This is a genomic window from Streptomyces sp. 1-11 (assembly GCF_007176755.1).
In the GTDB taxonomy this organism is placed as follows: domain Bacteria; phylum Actinomycetota; class Actinomycetes; order Streptomycetales; family Streptomycetaceae; genus Streptomyces.
Genome location: NZ_BJTV01000005.1, coordinates 456,756 through 471,774, shown reverse-complemented (window position 1 = coordinate 471,774; position 15,019 = coordinate 456,756). Strand labels below are relative to the sequence as shown.

Here is a 15,019-nt window from a genome sequence, read left to right as displayed (position 1 = left end):
CCTCAAGGCCGCAACGCCGGCCGCAGCCGTCCCCCCGCGTGCCCCGGCCGCCAGGGCCGGGCCGGCCTGTCCGGCGGACGGTGCGGCCCAGGCGGCCGCGCTGGGCGATGCGCGCGGTGACCACGCTGTCCGTGGTCGTCCTCGCCTCGGCCGGGATCGGCCACGCGGTCGTCACCAGCCTGGACGCCGGCATCACCCGGGTCGACGCCTTCAAGGACATGAAGAACCGGCCCCAGGCGGGGCACGGGATGAACGTCCTGCTGGTCGGCACCGACGGCCGCGACAAGATCAGCGAGCGGGAGCGGCGGGCCTACCACCTAGGCGGCCAGCCCTGCCACTGCACCGACACCATGATGATCGTCCACATCTCGGGGGACCGGGAGCGGGCGAGCGTGGTGAGCCTGCCCCGCGACTCCTACGCCGAGGTGCCCGCGCACACCGACCCGGCCACCGGCCGGCGGCACGCCGCGCATCCCGCTCGGCTGAACGCCGCCTACGCCGAGGGCGGCCCGCGGCTGACCATCAGCACGGTGGAGAACATGACCCACGTGAAGATCGACCACTATCTGGAGGTCGACTTCACCAGCTTCATGCGGACCGTCGACGTGCTCGGCGGCGTCCGGGTCTGCACGGCCACACCGCTGAAGGACTCGTACACCGGGCTCGACCTCGCGTCCGGCGCCCACACCCTGATGGGCGGGCAGGCGCTGCAGTACGTGCGCGCCCGGCACGTCGACGGGGCGAGCGACCTGGGCCGGATGAAGCGGCAGCAGCAGTTCCTGGCCGCGCTGATCGACCGGGCCACCTCCTCCGGGGTGCTGCTGAACCCCATGCGGTTCCGGGACGTGACCCGCGCGGTGCTCGGCTCGGTGCGCGCGGACGTGGGCTTCGGCACCGACGAACTGCTCGACCTCGGCCGGGCGATGCGGAACTTCTCCCCCTCCTCGTCCGAGTTCACCACCGTGCCCATCAACCAGATGAACTACCAGGTCAAGGGGCTCGGCTCGACCCTTAAGTGGGACGAGGCGGCGTCCGGCCGGCTCTTCGCCGCGCTGCGCGACGACAAGCCGCTCAGCGTGGAACGGCGGCGGCCCGCCCCGGGACCGGTCCCCGTGGAGGTTGACCCGCGGCAGATCCGGGTCCAGGTGGAGAACGGCACCCGCACGGAAGGGGTCGCCAAGCGGCTCGACGCGGCGCTCGGCACGGCCGGCTTCGCCGCCACCCACCGGCCGGTCACCGCCGCCGCCCACGACGTCTCGCGCACGGTGATCTCCTACGACCCCCGCTGGGACCGCTCGGCGCGCTCCCTGGCCGCCGCCCTGCCCGGCAGCGAGCTGCGCGCGGTGCGCGGCCAGGGACCGCTGATGAAGGTGACCACCGGCGCCGACTTCCTGGACGCCCGCAAGGTGCGCGCGGTGCGGGCCGAGAACCCCGCCCGGCCGGAGCACAGCGTGGTCCGCGGCAACGAGGTGGTGTGCTCGCGGGGCGCCTGACCGGCGGATCGGGATCGGCGTACGGCCGGCCGGCGCGGGGTGCGCGCCGGCCAGCCGGTACTGAGGGCGCGGGGGCCGGGCTGGTGCCGACGGCGCGGGGGCCGGCCGGCGCCTGGTCCGCCGCGCGGGTGCCGGGTCCGCCGCGCCGGTGCCGGGTCCGCCGCGCCGGTGCGGCCGGGTCAGTCCTCGAAGCCCTCCGCCGCCCGCCTCTCGCGCAGCTCGCGGATGGCGCGGCGCCGGGCCAGGCGGTGGGTGCGCCGGATCTGCGCCTCCTGGTTGCGGCGGCGGTCGCGTTCGGTCTCCGGACACACCTGCGGCACCCGGCGCGGCTTGCCGTCGGCGTCCACGGCCGCGAAGACCAGGTAGGCCGAGCCGACCTGGGTCGCCGGGGCGGACTCGTTCCAGCGCTCGGCGAGCACCCGCACGCCGATCTCCATCGAGGTCCGGCCGGTCCAGTTCACCTGGGCCTTCACATGCACCAGATCACCCACGCGCACCGGCTCCAGGAACACCATCTCGTCCATGGACGCGGTGACGGCGGGGCCGCCGGAGTGCCGGCCGGCCACCGCGCCCGCGGCGTCGTCGACCAGTTTCATGATCACCCCGCCGTGCACCGTCCCCAGCAGGTTGGTGTCGTTGTGGGTCATGATGTGGCTGAGCGTGGTGCGGGAAGCGGATGTGGGCTTGCCCGGGATGTCCGGATCCGCGTCCGGGGCCTGATCTGTCATGACCCCTACCTTATGACGAAGCGACATTCACGGAATTTGTGTCAGCTTCGCAACAGCGCCGACCTTATTTTCCGACAGCCCTTGTAAGAGGCACGCCGTCGGCCTGCACACTGGGGCGCATGAATGACTGGCCCCAGGGATGGTCCGACGACAACCGCGGCCCGCGCTACGGACGCGGCAGCGGTGGCGTGCAGCCGGAAGGCGCCCGCGTGATGCGTCAGGTGCAGCGCGGCCCGGCGGTACCGCCCGGCCGGCGTTCGTACGGCACGCCCGGCTCGTCGGCGCCGCCCCACGGCGCCGGGGTCCCGCAGCAGCCGTCGTACGTCGACGGCCAGGGATACGACGACTACGACAGCGGCTACAACACCGGCCAGGTCTACGGCGGAGGCGGCCCGGGCGGCCCCGACGAGCCCTACGGCAGAGGCCCGCGACCCGCCCCGAACTGGCGGCGGCGGATCAAGCTGACGGCCCTGACGCTCGTCACCGTGCTCATCGTCACCTCCGTGGCCACCTACTTCTGGGCCGACTCCAAGCTGAACCGGGACGTCGACCTCTCCAAGGTCATCGACCGTCCCGAGACCGGCGAGGGCACCAACTACCTCATCGTCGGCTCGGACAGCCGCAAGGGCATGACGGCCGAGGACAAGAAGAAGCTCCACACCGGCTCCGCCCAGGGGCAGCGCACCGACTCGATGATGATCCTGCACGTCGGCAGCAACGGCGACACCCTCGTCTCGCTGCCGCGCGACTCCGACGTGGCGATCCCCTCGTACAAGGGGTCGGCGTCCGGCAAGGTCTACCCGAACCAGGGACGCCGCACGAAGCTGAACGCGGCCTACGCCGAGGACGGGCCGACCCTGCTGGTCCGCACCGTCGAGTACAACACCGGCCTGCACATAGACCACTACGTGGAGATCGGCTTCGGCGGCTTCGCGAAGATCGTCGACGCGGTCGGCGGTGTGGAGATGACCCTCGACCAGGGCTTCAAGGACAAGTGGTCCGGCGCCGACTTCAAGGCCGGCAAGCAGACCCTCAACGGCGAGCAGGCCCTGGCCTTCGTCCGCACCCGGCACGCGTTCGCGGCGAGCGACCTGCAGCGCACCAAGAACCAGCAGAAGTTCCTGGCCGCGCTGGCCCACCAGGTCGCCACCCCGTCGACGGTCCTCAACCCGTTCAAGTTCTACCCGACCATGGGCGCCGGCCTGGACTCCCTTACCGTCGACAAGGACATGAGCCTGTGGGACCTGGCGTCGATGTTCTGGGCGATGAAGGGCGTCAGCAGCGGTGACGGCAAGTCCATGAACATGCCGATCTCCGGGTCCACCGGCGGCAACCTGGTCTGGGACAAGGCGAAGGTGAAGACCCTCGTGGACGAGCTGAAGAACGACCAGACGGTGACCGTCTCCGGCAACTAGGGCCTGTCCGACAAGCCCTGGGCGGTCCCGGAGGCCAGCAGCGCGACGTGGGGAAGGGCGAGCAGCCCTTCCCCGTCGTCGTACCGGGCGCACAGCCGCTCGTACTCCCGCCGGATGCGGCCGGTGGTCTCCGCGTCCTGCGCGGTCACCACCAGGCCGACGGTCGCGACCCCGCCCGCCGCGCCGCCCCACCACTCCTCGGCGCCCGCCCGGTGGTCCCACTCCAGCTCCCGTGCCGCGGCGCCGCCGAAGCCGGCCTCCGCGAGCAGCGCGGCAAGCCCCTCGGGGGTCCGTTGGAAGTCCTCGTCCGGGGCGAGGCGGGGCAGGTAGGAAGGGAGCACCGCGCCGCCCGCCGCGCACGCGGCGCCGAGCAGGTCCTGGCCGCCGCCGCGCCGGGCGCCCCACAGGGTCACCGCGATCCGCCCGCCCGGCCGCAGCACCCGCCGCAGCTCGGCGAGCGCGGCGCGCGGACGCCCCACGTGGTTGAGCACGAAGTTGCCGACCACCGCGTCGAACCCGGCGTCCGGGAAGGGCAGTTCCGGCAGCACCGCCACCTCGGCGGCCACTCCCCGCCGGCGTGCCTCGGCGGCCATCCCGGCATCGGCGTCCACGGCCCGCACCAGCGCGCCCCGTTCCCCCGCCGCCAGCGCGGCCGTGCCGGTCCCGGTGCCGACGTCCAGCACCCGGGCCCCCGCGCCGACGCCGGCGGCGTCCAGCAGGGCGGGCACGGTGTACGCGCACAGCCGCCCGAAGCTCCTGGCGTACGCCTCGGTCCGCCCGGCCCACATGGTCCGCTCGGCGGCGTCGAAGGCCGCCGTCGCATCCGTCGTCATGCGCCCAGCCTGCCGTACGGAGGATCAAGGGCACCGCGGGGGTGCCCTTGATCACACGCGGGGGCTCCGGGTCACATCCGGGCGCCCGCCATCGTGCGGCACATCTCCGCGCAGCGGCGACACGCCTCGGCGCAGCGCATGAGCTGCTCGTCGTCGGGCATGGACATACACGCCTCGGCGCACATGTCGCAGGCCTTGGCGCACATGGCGCACATCTCCTGCGCCATGGGCGAGCGGCGCATCATCATGTCGGAGCACATGCGGGTCATCTCGGAGCAGTCCATGAGCGCGCGCATGATCTGCATCTGAGGCTGGCCGCCCATGTGCATGCAGGAGCTCATGGCCTCCTCGCACATGGTGTGCGCCGTCATGCAGGCCTCGACGCAGTCCTGCATCTGCTTGCTCATCGGGGTCATCGTTCCGGACTCGGCCATGGCTGCTCCTCCTGGGGAAGGATTGGGACCCGGGTCGGGCCCCGTGTGCTTCCGTCCTACGCCGTCCCACCCCCGCCCGCATGTGACCGACCGGTCGTAAGGCGCCCCGGAACAGCCGGAAGGCGCCCCGCGGGGCGCCTTCCGGTGAGCCTCGATCCGTGTCCGGCTACGGCAGGTTGCGCGCCATGACGATGCGCTGGACCTGGTTGGTGCCTTCGTATATCTGAGTGATCTTCGCGTCGCGCATCATGCGCTCCACCGGGTAGTCCCGGGTGTAGCCGTAGCCGCCGAGGAGCTGGACGGCGTCGGTGGTGACCTCCATCGCCGTGTCGGAGGCGAAGCACTTGGCGGCGGCGCCGAGGTAGGTGAGGTCGGCGTCGCCGCGCTCGGAGGCCGCGGCGGCCTGGTAGGTGAGGGCGCGGGCCGCCGAGATCTTCATGGACATGTCGGCGAGCATGAACTGGACGCCCTGGAAGTCGGCGATCGGCTTGCCGAACTGCTTGCGCTCCTGGACGTAGCCCTTGGCGTAGTCGAGGGCGCCCTGGGCGACACCGAGCGCCTGGGCGGCGATGGTGATGCGGGTGTGGTCCAGGGTCTTCATGGCGGTGGCGAAGCCGGTGCCCTCCTCGCCGATCATGCGGTCGGCGGGGATGCGGACGTTGTCGAAGTAGACCTCGCGGGTCGGGGAGCCCTTGATGCCGAGCTTCTTCTCCGGGGCGCCGAAGGAGACGCCCTCGTCCGACTTCTCCACGACGAACGCCGAGATGCCCTTGGAGCGCTTGGCCGGGTCGGTGACCGCCATCACCGTGTAGTACTCGGAGACGCCCGCGTTGGTGATCCAGCGCTTCACGCCGTTGAGGATCCAGTGGTCGCCGTCACGGACGGCCTTGGTCTTCATGCCGGCCGCGTCCGAGCCCGCGTCCGGCTCCGAGAGGCAGTACGAGAACATCGCGTCGCCCTTGGCGAGCGGCGTCAGGTACTTCTTCTTCAGCTCCTCGCCGCCGGAGAGGATCACCGGCAGGGAGCCCAGCTTGTTCACGGCGGGGATCAGGGAGGAGGAGACGCAGGCGCGGGCCACTTCCTCGATCACGATGACCGTGGCGAGCGCGTCGGCGCCGGCGCCGCCGTACTGCTCGGGCACGTGCACGGCGGCCAGGTCGTTCGCGACCAGCGCGTCCAGGGCCTCCTGGGGGAAGCGCGCCTCCTCGTCGACCGCCGCGGCGAACGGCGCGATCTTCGCCTCGACCAGCGAACGGACGACGTCCCGGAGCATGTCGTGCTCCTCGGACGGGCGGTACAGGTCGAAGTCAGCCGTTCCGGCCACGGTCTCTCACGCTCCAAAGACGCAGTGATACTGACGCTAATTACCGTTAAGTAACTCAAATTTTAGTAGGCCACCCGGACGCCGCCTACGTGAGCTTGGCGACAGCGGGGAAATTGCCCGGTGGGCGGCCCGACTATGCTCAGGCACCGCATGACCGAGTCCCCGAGCTGGAGCGCACCCATGAGCCTGAAGATCACCGTGATCGGCACCGGCTACCTCGGCGCCACGCACGCCGCGGCCATGGCCGAGCTGGGCTTCGAGGTGCTGGGGCTGGACGTCGTGCCCGAGAAGATCGCCATGCTGGAGCGCGGCGAGACCCCCATGTACGAGCCGGGGCTCGAGGAGCTGCTGCGCAGGCACGTGGCGGGTTTCGAGGGCTCCTCGCAGCGGCTGCGGTTCACCACCGACTGGGCCGAGGTGGCCGAGTTCGGCGACGTGCACTTCGTCTGCGTGAACACCCCGCAGCGGCACGGGGAGTACGCGGCGGACATGTCGTACGTCGACGCGGCCGTCGCCTCGCTCGCCCCGCACCTGCGCGGTCCGGCGCTGGTGGTCGGCAAGTCGACCGTGCCGGTGGGCTCCGCCGACCGGCTGGCCCGCTACCTCGCCGAGCACGCGCCGGCCGGCGCGGACGCGGAGCTGGCCTGGAACCCGGAGTTCCTGCGTGAGGGCTTCGCGGTCGAGGACACGCTGCACCCGGACCGGATCGTGGTCGGGGTGCGCAGCGAGCGGGCGGAGAAGCTGCTGCGCGAGGTGTACGCGACGCCGGTCGGCGAGGGCACCCCGTTCGTGGTGACGGACTTCCCGACGGCCGAGCTGGTGAAGACGGCGGCGAACTCGTTCCTCGCGACGAAGATCTCCTTCATCAACGCGATGGCCGAGGTCTGCGAGGCGGGCGGCGGTGACGTGGCGAAGCTGGCGGAGGCCATCGGGTACGACGACCGGATCGGGCGGAAGTTCCTGCGCGCGGGGATCGGGTTCGGCGGCGGCTGTCTGCCGAAGGACATCCGGGCGTTCATGGCGCGGGCCGGCGAGCTCGGCGCGGACCAGGCGCTCACCTTCCTGCGGGAGATCGACTCCATCAACATGCGCCGGCGCGGCCAGATGGTGGAGATGGCCCGCGAGGCGCTCGGTGGCGGCTCGTTCCTGGGCAAGCGGGTCGCGGTGCTGGGCGCCGCCTTCAAGCCCGACTCGGACGACGTGCGCGACTCGCCGGCGCTGAACGTGGCCGGGCAGATCCATCTGCAGGGCGGTCAGGTGACGGTGTACGACCCCAAGGGCATGGTGAACGCCCGCAAGGTCTTCCCGACGCTGGGTTACGCCGACTCCGCCCTGGACGCGGTCCGGGGGGCCGACGTGGTGCTGCACCTGACGGAGTGGCGGGAGTTCCGCGAGCTGGACCCGGCGGCGCTCGGCGAGGCGGCGGCGGCCCGGCTGATCCTGGACGGCCGCAACGCGCTCGACCCGGAGCTGTGGCGGCGGGCCGGGTGGACGTACCGGGCGATGGGACGCCCGACCGCGTAGCGCGCGCCCGGAGTACTCCACGAAGAGGACGCCGGTTCGGCCGAGGCTCAGTCGGCCGAACCGGCGTCCTTGCGCATTCTGCCCCACAGGGGGCCTACGTCGCCGCCGAACGTCCTGTGGTGTCCGGCTCCTTCGCCCGGTAGCGGCGCATCTTGGCGCGCGCTCCGCAGACCTGCATGGAGCACCAGCGGCCGCGGCCGGCGGGGCTGCGGTCGTAGTACGCCCAGTGGCAGGTCTCGGCGGCGCAGGCCTTCAGGCGGGTCCAGGTGCCCGCGGTCAGGGCGCCGGCGACGGCCGCGGCGACCCGGGAGAGCAGCGGGCCGGTGTCGGCGGGGGCGAGGGCCGCCGAGCCGTCGGCGGGGTCGACGGTGACGAACAGGGGCGCGTGGGCCAGCAGTTCGCCGAGCGGGGTGACCTCGCGGTGCGGCGGGTGGCCGGCGTGGGCGAGCAGGGTGGCCCGCAGCGACTCGCGCAGGACGAGGGCGCCGGGCAGGTCGTCCTCGGTGAGCCCGAAGCGCTCCCGGCCTTCGGCCGTGTCGAGCGTGTCCCGGCCGCTGCCGAGGTCCACCGTGTTCACCAGGGACTCGATCAGCGCCAGCCCCTCCGGGGCGGGTGATCGCTCGCTCATGTCCGCCACTCACCTCCGCAATCCGGTTGCGACGTTACCCGCCATGCGGGAGCATGCGGTAACCGTTACCGGATGACCGGCTTCAACGGTAACTCGGACGCTCTAGGAGGAAGTCATGGCTCTCGCCAAGCTGGGTGTGGTCGTCCTGGACTGCCCCGACCCACAGGCGCTCGCCGGTTTCTACGCCGAGGTGCTCGGCGGCAGCGTCGAGGGAGAAGGGGAGTGGGTGGACCTGAAGGCGCCGGACGGGCAGGCGCTCGCCTTCCAGCGGGCCCCCGGCCACGTGCCGCCGAGCTGGCCGGCGGCCGACGCCTCGCAGCAGTTCCACCTGGACCTGGTGGTGGAGGACCTGGACGAGGCCGAGAAGGGGGTGCTGGCGCTTGGCGCGAAGCCGCTGGCCGCGGAGCCCGGCGGCACCTTCCGGGTTTACGCCGACCCGGCCGGGCACCCGTTCTGCCTCTGTGCCTGCTGACATCCCGGGAGGACCCATGGCCGTGGCCCGTCTGCGCAGCGTCGTGCTCGACTGCCCCGACCCGCACGCGCTCGCCGCGTTCTACGCGGCGGTCGCGGGCGGCACGCCGGAGGCCGAGGACGACCACTGGGTCGTCCTGCGGGTGCCGGACGGGCCGCGGCTGTCCTTCCAGCGCGCCGAGGGGTTCACCCCGCCCCAGTGGCCGCGCGCCGACCGGGACTCGCAGCAGTTCCACCTGGACTTCGACGCGGGAGCGACCTGGGCGGAGGTCGACGCCGCCCACGAGAAGGTGCTCGCGCTGGGGGCCCGGCCGCTGGACGTGGAGGACCGGGAGAAGAAGGACTTCGCGGTGTACGCCGATCCGGCCGGGCATCCCTTCTGCCTGTGCCGGATCGAAGGGCCCTGACAGGGGCTCGGACGAGGCCGGCGGACCGCGGCTGAGGGAAGGCTCCGGCCGTCCACGGCACGGCCCGCCGGCGTGCCGGTCGGGCGGACCGGGCGGGCGGACCGGGCGGGCGGACGAGCCGGAGGCGGGCGGGACGCCGCGAAGGGTCCCGCCCGCGTCCGGGCGTCAGGCCGCGGGGCCGTCCAGCGACTCGATCGTGGCGTTGGACGCGGCGCGGGTGGCCCGCAGGCCGCGGGCGACGTCCTCCGCGGCGCCCAGCACCCGTACCGCGTTCTGCCAGGTCAGCTTGGCCAGGTCGGTGCGGGACCAGCCGCGGTCGAGCAGCTCGGCGAGCAGGTTCGGGTAGCCGGAGACGTCCTCCAGGCCGTCCGGGGTGAACGCCGTGCCGTCGTAGTCGCCGCCGATGCCGAGGTGGTCGATGCCCGCGACCTCGCGCATGTGGTCGAGGTGGTCGGCGACCGTGGACACCGTGGCGACCGGGCGCGGGTTGCTCTCCTCGAAGGCGCGGTGCACCTTCATCGCCTCGGCGGTGGTGTCGAGGTGGTGGAAGCCGTGGGCGCGCAGGTTCGCGTCGGCCGCCACCGTCCAGTCGACCGCCGCCTGGAGCACGAACTTCGGCACGAACGTCACCATCGCCATGCCGCCGTTGGCGGGCAGCCGCTCCAGGACGTCGTCCGGGATGTTGCGCGGGTGGTCGCAGACGGCCCGGGAGGAGGAGTGCGAGAAGATCACCGGCGCGGTGGTGGTGTCCAGCGCGTCGCGCATGGTCGTCGCCGCCACGTGGGAGAGGTCGACGAGCATGCCGAGCCGGTTCATCTCGCGCACGACCTCGCGGCCGAAGGCCGACAGGCCGCCGACGTTCGGCTCGTCGGTCGCGGAGTCCGCCCAGTCGTTGTTGTCGTTGTGCGTGAGCGTCATGTAGCGCACGCCCAGCTCGTACAGGCCGCGCAGGGTGCCGAGCGAGTTGGCGATGGAGTGGCCGCCCTCGGCGCCCATCAGGGAGGCGATCCGGCCGTCCCGCCGCGCCGCCTCCATGTCCGCGGCGGTCAGCGCGGGGGCCAGATCGGCCGGGTAGCGCTCGATCAGCCGCCGTACGCAGTCGATCTGCTCCAGGGTCGCGGGTACCGCGCCGGGCCGATCCGAGGGCACGTAGACCGACCAGTACTGGGCGCCGACCCCGCCCGCGCGCAGCCGGCGGAGGTCGGTGTGCAGGTGCGCGTCCTGCGCCTCGGCGATGTCACGGGCGTCGAGGTCGTAGCGGACCTGCTCGCGCAGGGCCCAGGGCAGGTCGTTGTGGCCGTCGACGACCGGGAACTCGCGGAGCAGTTCGCGGGCCTCGTCCAGGGAGGGCATGGGCGTCACTTCCCGAAGCCGAAGCCGCTGCCCGCGCCCTCGACCTTGGTCCGCAGCCGCTTGCCCTTCTCGGTGGCCTGGTCGTTGAGGTCCTGCTGGAAGTCACGCATCCTCTGCAGCAGCTCCTCGTCGTGCGCGGCGAGCATGCGGGCCGCGAGCAGCCCGGCGTTGCGGGCACCGGCGACGGAGACGGTGGCGACCGGGACACCGGCCGGCATCTGCACGATCGACAGCAGGGAGTCCATGCCGTCGAGGTACTTCAGCGGGACCGGGACGCCGATGACCGGCAGCGGGGTGACGGAGGCGAGCATGCCGGGGAGGTGCGCGGCACCGCCGGCGCCGGCGATGATCGCCTTCAGGCCGCGCTCGGCGGCCTGCTCGCCGTACGTGATCATCTCGCGGGGCATGCGGTGCGCGGACACGACGTCGACCTCGTAGGCGATCTCGAACTCGTCCAGCGCCTTGGCGGCTGCCTCCATGACGGGCCAGTCGGAGTCCGACCCCATGACGATGCCAACAACAGGGCTCATTCGGTAATGGTGCCTCTCAGGTAGCCGGCAGCGTGACGGGCGCGCTCCAGCACGTCGTCCAGGTCGTCGCCGTAGGTGTTGACGTGTCCGACCTTGCGGCCCGGCTTCACGTCCTTGCCGTACATGTGGATCTTGAGCTTGGGGTCGCGGGCCATGCAGTGCAAGTACGCGGAGTACATATCCGGGTAGTCGCCGCCCAGGACGTTGACCATGACGGTCCACGGGGCGCGCGGGCGCGGGTCGCCGAGCGGGAGGTCGAGGACGGCCCGGACGTGGTTGGCGAACTGGGAGGTGACCGCGCCGTCCTGGGTCCAGTGGCCGGAGTTGTGCGGGCGCATCGCCAGTTCGTTGACGAGGATGCGGCCGTCGCGGGTCTGGAACAGCTCCACGGCGAGGTGGCCGACGACGCCGAGTTCCTTGGCGATGGTCAGGGCCATCTCCTCGGCGCGCAGCGCCAGGTCCTCGTCGAGGTCGGGGGCGGGCGCGATGACGGTGTCGCAGACGCCGTTGACCTGCTGCGACTCGACCACCGGGTAGGCGACGGCCTGGCCGTGCGGGGAGCGCACGACGTTGGCGGCGAGCTCGCGGACGTAGTCGACCTTCTCCTCGGCGAGGACGGGCACGCCCGCCCGGAACGGGTCGGCGGCCTCCTCGACGGAGTCGACGACCCACACGCCCTTGCCGTCGTAGCCGCCGCGGACGGTCTTCAGGACGACGGGGAAGCCGTCACCCGCCTCGCCGTCGGCGAGGCCTTCCCGTGCGAAGGCGGCCACGTCCTGCGGATCGCTCACGATCCGGTGCCGCGGGCACGGGATGCCGATCGAGTCGAGCCTCGCCCGCATCACGCCCTTGTCCTGGGCGTGCACGAGCGCGTCGGGCCCCGGGCGCACGGGGATGCCGTCCGCCTCCAGGGCCCGGAGATGCTCGGTGGGTACATGTTCGTGATCGAAAGTGATCACATCGCACCCGCGCGCGAACTCACGCAGCGTGTCGAGGTCGCGATAGTCGCCGACGACGACATCGTTCACGACCTGCGCCGCGGAATCCTGAGGGGTGTCACTGAGGAGCTTGAACCTGATGCCCAACGGGATGCCGGCTTCGTGCGTCATACGCGCGAGCTGCCCCCCGCCGACCATGCCGACTACCGGGAACGTCACCCCCCTAGCGTATCGGCCACGCCGACCCGCCCGGATTACCGGCCTCGCACCCCGTCTTACCCTGGACTTTCCCGCCTCTTTCCGACCCGTTCTCAAGCTGTGGCCTCGTCCGCAGGCGCCGGGGGTTCCGCCTGGATAGCATGGCTGGGTTGACGAAGCCTACGGACGGGAGCTGCACAGCCATGGAACATCGTTCCTCGGGGCTGCAACGGCTCGTACGCGAGATGGCCAAGTTCGGCGCCGTGGGCGGCGCCGGCGTCCTCGTCAATCTGGGTGTGTTCAACCTGGTCCGGCACGTCTCCGACCTGCCGGTGGTGCGCGCCAGCATCATCGCGACCGTCGTCGCGATCGCCTTCAACTACGTCGGCTTCCGCTACTGGACGTACCGGGACCGCGACAAGGGCGGCCGCACCCGTGAGCTCACGCTCTTCCTGCTGTTCAGCGCGATCGGCCTGGTGATCGAGAACGGCGTGCTCTACCTGGCGACCTACGGCTTCGGCTGGGACAGCCCGCTGCAGAGCAACGTCTTCAAGTTCGTCGGCATCGGCGTCGCCACCCTGTTCCGCTTCTGGTCGTACCGCAGCTGGGTGTTCCGCGCCATGCCCGCCCGGGAGGCGGTGGCGGCGGAGTCGATCGTGGCCCGGCAGTCGCGGCAGTCGAGGAAGCCCGCGTCCAAGCCCCGGCAGCGCGTTCCGTAGCGAGGCCCCTGGGCCTGGCTGACAATCAGGCCCTAGCGGACCGTGGGACGGCTGTCGTCCGGTTTGCGGGCCGGTGGCGTGCGGGACAGGAACAGGCCGAACACCGGCGGCTGGGTCTGGAGCAGCTCCAGGCGGCCCCCGTCGGCCTCCGCGAGGTCGCGGGCCACGGCCAGCCCGATGCCCGTGGAGTTGCGCCCGCTGATGGCGCGCTCGAAGATCCGCGCGCCGAGGTCGGCCGGGACGCCGGGGCCCTCGTCGGTGACCTCCACGACCGCCTGGTTGCCGGTGACCCGGGTGCGCAGGGCGACGGTCCCGCCGCCGTGCATCAGGGAGTTCTCGATCAGCGCCGCCAGCACCTGCGCGACCGCGCCCGGGGTGCCGACGGCGTGCAGGTGCCGCTTGCCGGAGGCGACGACGGCCCGGCCGGCGCTGCGGTAGGCGGGCCGCCACTCGGCGAGCTGCTGCTGGATGACCTCGTCGAGGTCGAAGGAGACGGCGGAGCCGGTGCGCGGGTCGCGCGCGTTGGTCAGCAGCCGCTCCACGACGTCCGTGAGCCGCTCGACCTGGGTCAGCGCGATCGTCGCCTCGTCCTTCACCGTGTCCGGGTCGTCGGTGAGGGTGATCTCCTCCAGCCGCATGGACAGCGCGGTCAGCGGTGTGCGGAGCTGGTGGGAGGCGTCGGCGGCCAGGCGCCGCTCGGCGGTCAGCATGCGGCCGATCCGCTCGGCGGAGGAGTCCAGCACGTCGGCGACCCGGTCCAGCTCGGGGACGCCGTACCGCTTGTGCCGGGGGCGCGGGTCGCCGGAGCCGAGGCGTTCGGCGGTCTCGGCGAGGTCGGTCAGCGGGGAGGCGAGGCGGTTGGCCTGGCGGACGGCGAGCAGCACCGCGGCGACCACCGCGAGCAGCGCGACCAGGCCGATGATCAGCAGGGTGCGGCCGACCTCGCGGGTGACCGCGGAGCGCGGCTCCTGCACGGTGACCGTCTCGCCCTCCTCGCCCTTCTGCGTGGCGTGGATGACGTCGCCCTCGGGCCGGCTGCCGATCTCGATCGGCGTCCGGCCGGGGACGCTGATGACCGCGTACTGGTCCTTGCTGACCGGGTTGCGCAGGACCTCGGAGTTGACGTTCTCCTCCGCGAGGATGCGGCTGTCCACGATGCTCGCCAGCCGCACCGCCTCGGACTCGACCCGCTCCTGGGCGCTGCTGGTGATGGTCCGCGTCTCCACGATCACCAGGGAGACCCCGAAGACGGCGATGACCACGAGGACGACGGCGAGGGTGGACTGGATGAGGCGTCGGCGCATGTCCCTGTTACCTGAAGCGGTGCCGGGCCCCCGGTGCGGGGCTCAGCTCTTCTCGAAGCGGAAGCCGACCCCGCGCACGGTGGCGATGTAGCGGGGGTTCGCCGCGTCGTCGCCGAGCTTCTTGCGCAGCCAGGAGATGTGCATGTCGAGGGTCTTGGTCGAGGACCACCAGGTGGTGTCCCAGACCTCGCGCATCAACTGGTCCCGGGTGACCACGCGTCCGGCGTCCCGCACCAGCACCCGCAGCAGGTCGAACTCCTTGGCGGTGAGCTGGAGTTCCTCCTCGCCCATCCAGGCCCGGTGCGACTCGACGTCGATGCGCACCCCGTGCGTGGCCGGCGGCTGCTGGGGCTCGGCGGCGCCGCGCCGCAGCAGGGCCCGGACACGGGCGAGCAGTTCGGCGAGCCGGAAGGGCTTGGTGACGTAGTCGTCGGCGCCCGCGTCCAGGCCGACGACGGTGTCCACCTCGTCGGCGCGCGCGGTCAGGATGAGGATCGGCACGGACTGCCCGTCCGCGCGGAGCCGGCGGGCGACCTCCAGGCCGTCCATGCCGGGCAGGCCCAGGTCCAGCACGACCAGATCGACACCGCCCTGGATTCCGGCGTCGAGCGCGGTGGGGCCGTCCTCGCGCACCTCGACCTCGTAGCCTTCCCGGCGCAGTGCGCGGGCCAGCGGCTCCGAGATGGACGCGTCGTCCTCGGCGAGCAGTACACGGGTCAT

16 protein-coding genes are annotated in these 15,019 nt (G+C 72.2%); 6 read left to right on the top strand and 10 right to left on the bottom strand.

Annotated features, from left to right (window positions below; all coding sequences use genetic code 11):
* The first annotated feature begins 107 nt into the window (after positions 1 to 107).
* Positions 108 to 1,493 (top strand): LCP family protein, encoded by a 1,386-nt coding sequence (locus TNCT1_RS14045; protein WP_143631403.1) that lies wholly within the window; start codon positions 108 to 110, stop codon positions 1,491 to 1,493.
* Between the two features lie 179 nt (positions 1,494 to 1,672).
* Here the strand turns inward: TNCT1_RS14045 and TNCT1_RS14040 are convergent, their stop codons facing one another.
* Positions 1,673 to 2,221 (bottom strand): acyl-CoA thioesterase, encoded by a 549-nt coding sequence (locus TNCT1_RS14040; RefSeq protein WP_235902571.1) that lies wholly within the window; start codon positions 2,219 to 2,221, stop codon positions 1,673 to 1,675.
* A gap of 119 nt (positions 2,222 to 2,340) precedes the next feature.
* On the opposite strand from TNCT1_RS14040, the gene TNCT1_RS14035 reads away from it, so the two are divergent.
* Positions 2,341 to 3,636 (top strand): LCP family protein, encoded by a 1,296-nt coding sequence (locus TNCT1_RS14035; protein ID WP_174266284.1) that lies wholly within the window; start codon positions 2,341 to 2,343, stop codon positions 3,634 to 3,636.
* Here TNCT1_RS14035 and TNCT1_RS14030 read toward each other — a convergent pair.
* From TNCT1_RS14030 to TNCT1_RS14020, 3 genes are all read right to left on the bottom strand, one after another.
* The gene (locus TNCT1_RS14030) at positions 3,633 to 4,469 is read right to left on the bottom strand and encodes a class I SAM-dependent methyltransferase (RefSeq protein WP_143631381.1); all 837 of its coding nucleotides are present in this window, start codon (positions 4,467 to 4,469) and stop codon (positions 3,633 to 3,635) included. The genes TNCT1_RS14035 and TNCT1_RS14030 overlap by 4 nt on opposite strands.
* 71 nt (positions 4,470 to 4,540) lie before the next feature.
* On the bottom strand, positions 4,541 to 4,903 hold the full coding sequence (locus tag TNCT1_RS14025) for a four-helix bundle copper-binding protein (protein WP_143631377.1): 363 nt from the start codon (positions 4,901 to 4,903) through the stop codon (positions 4,541 to 4,543).
* A gap of 166 nt (positions 4,904 to 5,069) precedes the next feature.
* Positions 5,070 to 6,227 (bottom strand): acyl-CoA dehydrogenase family protein, encoded by a 1,158-nt coding sequence (locus TNCT1_RS14020; protein ID WP_143631375.1) that lies wholly within the window; start codon positions 6,225 to 6,227, stop codon positions 5,070 to 5,072.
* A 180-nt stretch (positions 6,228 to 6,407) separates the two neighbouring features.
* Between TNCT1_RS14020 and TNCT1_RS14015 the strand changes: the two genes are divergently transcribed.
* On the top strand, positions 6,408 to 7,751 hold the full coding sequence (locus TNCT1_RS14015) for a UDP-glucose/GDP-mannose dehydrogenase family protein (RefSeq protein ID WP_143631592.1): 1,344 nt from the start codon (positions 6,408 to 6,410) through the stop codon (positions 7,749 to 7,751).
* A gap of 94 nt (positions 7,752 to 7,845) precedes the next feature.
* Here TNCT1_RS14015 and TNCT1_RS14010 read toward each other — a convergent pair whose 3' ends face one another.
* Positions 7,846 to 8,379 carry a CGNR zinc finger domain-containing protein gene (locus TNCT1_RS14010; RefSeq protein WP_143631372.1) on the bottom strand — a complete coding sequence of 178 codons (534 nt, stop codon included), beginning with the start codon at positions 8,377 to 8,379 and terminating at the stop codon, positions 7,846 to 7,848.
* A 115-nt stretch (positions 8,380 to 8,494) separates the two neighbouring features.
* On the opposite strand from TNCT1_RS14010, the gene TNCT1_RS14005 reads away from it, so the two are divergent.
* Both TNCT1_RS14005 and TNCT1_RS14000 read left to right on the top strand, forming a co-directional pair.
* Positions 8,495 to 8,851 (top strand): VOC family protein, encoded by a 357-nt coding sequence (locus TNCT1_RS14005; RefSeq protein WP_143631369.1) that lies wholly within the window; start codon positions 8,495 to 8,497, stop codon positions 8,849 to 8,851.
* A gap of 16 nt (positions 8,852 to 8,867) precedes the next feature.
* A complete protein-coding gene (locus tag TNCT1_RS14000; protein WP_143631366.1) occupies positions 8,868 to 9,257 on the top strand; it encodes a VOC family protein in 390 nt (129 codons plus the stop codon).
* 165 nt (positions 9,258 to 9,422) lie between these two features.
* Here TNCT1_RS14000 and TNCT1_RS13995 read toward each other — a convergent pair whose 3' ends face one another.
* The 3 genes from TNCT1_RS13995 to TNCT1_RS13985 are packed head-to-tail and all read right to left on the bottom strand — an operon-like array spanning position 9,423 to position 12,297.
* Positions 9,423 to 10,610, bottom strand: a complete 1,188-nt coding sequence (locus TNCT1_RS13995; protein WP_143631363.1) for a dipeptidase — start codon at positions 10,608 to 10,610, stop codon at positions 9,423 to 9,425.
* A gap of 5 nt (positions 10,611 to 10,615) precedes the next feature.
* On the bottom strand, positions 10,616 to 11,140 hold the full coding sequence (gene purE, locus TNCT1_RS13990; protein ID WP_143631360.1) for a 5-(carboxyamino)imidazole ribonucleotide mutase: 525 nt from the start codon (positions 11,138 to 11,140) through the stop codon (positions 10,616 to 10,618).
* A complete protein-coding gene (locus TNCT1_RS13985; RefSeq protein ID WP_174266283.1) occupies positions 11,137 to 12,297 on the bottom strand; it encodes a 5-(carboxyamino)imidazole ribonucleotide synthase in 1,161 nt (386 codons plus the stop codon). Before TNCT1_RS13985 ends, purE begins: the two co-directional genes overlap by 4 nt.
* Positions 12,298 to 12,479: 182 nt before the next feature.
* On the opposite strand from TNCT1_RS13985, the gene TNCT1_RS13980 reads away from it, so the two are divergent.
* Complete coding sequence (locus TNCT1_RS13980; RefSeq protein WP_143631357.1) at positions 12,480 to 12,995, top strand: GtrA family protein; 516 nt, start codon at positions 12,480 to 12,482, stop codon at positions 12,993 to 12,995.
* A gap of 32 nt (positions 12,996 to 13,027) precedes the next feature.
* On the opposite strand, the gene TNCT1_RS13975 is transcribed toward TNCT1_RS13980, so the two are convergent.
* Positions 13,028 to 14,299 carry an ATP-binding protein gene (locus TNCT1_RS13975; RefSeq protein ID WP_143631354.1) on the bottom strand — a complete coding sequence of 424 codons (1,272 nt, stop codon included), beginning with the start codon at positions 14,297 to 14,299 and terminating at the stop codon, positions 13,028 to 13,030.
* A gap of 42 nt (positions 14,300 to 14,341) precedes the next feature.
* Complete coding sequence (locus tag TNCT1_RS13970; protein WP_143631351.1) at positions 14,342 to 15,019, bottom strand: response regulator transcription factor; 678 nt, start codon at positions 15,017 to 15,019, stop codon at positions 14,342 to 14,344.

What these genes read in the sequence shown, in the direction of transcription:
- TNCT1_RS14045 (WP_143631403.1), top strand. Translation starts at nt 108, where the DNA reads ATGCGCGCGGTGACCACGCTGTCCGTGGTCGTCCTCGCCTCGGCCGGG.
- TNCT1_RS14040 (WP_235902571.1), bottom strand. Translation starts at nt 2,221, where the DNA reads ATGACAGATCAGGCCCCGGACGCGGATCCGGACATCCCGGGCAAGCCC.
- TNCT1_RS14035 (WP_174266284.1), top strand. Translation starts at nt 2,341, where the DNA reads ATGAATGACTGGCCCCAGGGATGGTCCGACGACAACCGCGGCCCGCGC.
- TNCT1_RS14030 (WP_143631381.1), bottom strand. Translation starts at nt 4,469, where the DNA reads ATGACGACGGATGCGACGGCGGCCTTCGACGCCGCCGAGCGGACCATG.
- TNCT1_RS14025 (WP_143631377.1), bottom strand. Translation starts at nt 4,903, where the DNA reads ATGGCCGAGTCCGGAACGATGACCCCGATGAGCAAGCAGATGCAGGAC.
- TNCT1_RS14015 (WP_143631592.1), top strand. Translation starts at nt 6,408, where the DNA reads ATGAGCCTGAAGATCACCGTGATCGGCACCGGCTACCTCGGCGCCACG.
- TNCT1_RS14010 (WP_143631372.1), bottom strand. Translation starts at nt 8,379, where the DNA reads ATGAGCGAGCGATCACCCGCCCCGGAGGGGCTGGCGCTGATCGAGTCC.
- TNCT1_RS14005 (WP_143631369.1), top strand. Translation starts at nt 8,495, where the DNA reads ATGGCTCTCGCCAAGCTGGGTGTGGTCGTCCTGGACTGCCCCGACCCA.
- TNCT1_RS14000 (WP_143631366.1), top strand. Translation starts at nt 8,868, where the DNA reads ATGGCCGTGGCCCGTCTGCGCAGCGTCGTGCTCGACTGCCCCGACCCG.
- TNCT1_RS13995 (WP_143631363.1), bottom strand. Translation starts at nt 10,610, where the DNA reads ATGCCCTCCCTGGACGAGGCCCGCGAACTGCTCCGCGAGTTCCCGGTC.
- purE (WP_143631360.1), bottom strand. Translation starts at nt 11,140, where the DNA reads ATGAGCCCTGTTGTTGGCATCGTCATGGGGTCGGACTCCGACTGGCCC.
- TNCT1_RS13980 (WP_143631357.1), top strand. Translation starts at nt 12,480, where the DNA reads ATGGAACATCGTTCCTCGGGGCTGCAACGGCTCGTACGCGAGATGGCC.
- TNCT1_RS13975 (WP_143631354.1), bottom strand. Translation starts at nt 14,299, where the DNA reads ATGCGCCGACGCCTCATCCAGTCCACCCTCGCCGTCGTCCTCGTGGTC.
- TNCT1_RS13970 (WP_143631351.1), bottom strand. Translation starts at nt 15,019, where the DNA reads ATGACCCGTGTACTGCTCGCCGAGGACGACGCGTCCATCTCGGAGCCG.